At 58.3% G+C, this 1,161-nt stretch carries 2 pseudogenes; both read left to right on the forward strand.

The annotated features are described in order from the left end of the window. Positions 1-332, forward strand: a pseudogene (locus K5E19_RS22955) (extracellular solute-binding protein); the annotation flags it as partial. 77 nt (positions 333-409) lie between these two features. Further along, positions 410-1,161 (forward strand): annotated as a pseudogene (locus tag K5E19_RS22960) (iron ABC transporter permease); the annotation flags it as partial.

The raw sequence follows: 1,161 nt of genomic DNA on the forward strand, positions 1-1,161 counted from the left end.
AAAAAGAACAGGGCGCACCGCTGGAGCTGATTTCGCCGTGCGAAGGCACCGGGTATGAGATCGGCGGCGTCAGCATTCTGAAAGGCGCGCGTAACGAAGAGAACGCGAAGCTGTTCGTGGACTGGGTGCTGTCAAAAGAGGCGCAGGAGCTGGCGTGGAAGAAAGGCAAATCCTACCAAATCCTGACCCACACCACCGCCGAGACGTCGCCGAACTCCCTGAAACTCGACGATCTGAAGCTGATTAGCTACGACATGGACAAGTACGGCTCAACGGATGTGCGCAAAGCGCTGATCAACAAATGGGTCAGCGACGTGAAGATGGGTAAATAAGCCCGCGATACGTGGTCAATGCCGGGTGGCGTCTGCGCGTGACCCGGCCAACATTTTCCTCAACGCCCGGAAAACTTATGTCACACACACTCGCTCTTCATCCCGTCAAAAAACGGGATGCGGTATTCCTGTGGGTTTTAGTCGGCTGGCTGGCGTTTGCGCTGCTGCCGAGCTGGAGCCTCGATTACGGCCTGCTGGAGTCGACGCGCGAGGAAATTCTCGACGCCTACAGCTGGTCCCATTTCAATATCAGCTGGCTGTGGTATTTGCTGCCAAGCCTGCTGCTGGTGCGGCCGTTTAACGAAGCGAAGCGCGAGCAGCGCAGCCGTCACTATCTCGACGCCGGTTGGGCGCTGCTGTGCATGGCCTTTATCGTCGTCAGCGCTACGGTGGAAGGACGCGGGTTAGGCTTCGCCACCATTGTGCTGTTCGTTGCTCTCGGCGCGATTATGACTCTGGCGCTGACGCGTCTGGAGTGGCTGGGCGGCGACCGCTTTGTGATTGGCTCGCTGATCACCATTGTGGCCCTGATCGGCATCTTTATCGTCTGGCCGAGCATCGCGATTTTCATTCCGATGTTCACCAACGACGCCGGGGAGTTCGCCCCGCTGGCCTTTATGAATGTGCTGTCGCAGGCGCACATCGTGCAGGTGATTATCAACTCCGTGCTGCTGTCGATTGCCGTCGGTATCGGCTGTACTTTCTTCGGGCTGGTGCTGGCAATCTACACCACCCGCATCGCGAAACGCAGCGCCATCATTGGCCGCATCTTCTCGATCCTGCCGATCGTCACCCCGCCGTTTGTGGTGGGCTTAGGCGTGACGCTGAT

Origin of the sequence: Enterobacter sp. RIT637, assembly GCF_019718755.1 — a bacterium.
In the GTDB taxonomy this organism is placed as follows: domain Bacteria; phylum Pseudomonadota; class Gammaproteobacteria; order Enterobacterales; family Enterobacteriaceae; genus Enterobacter.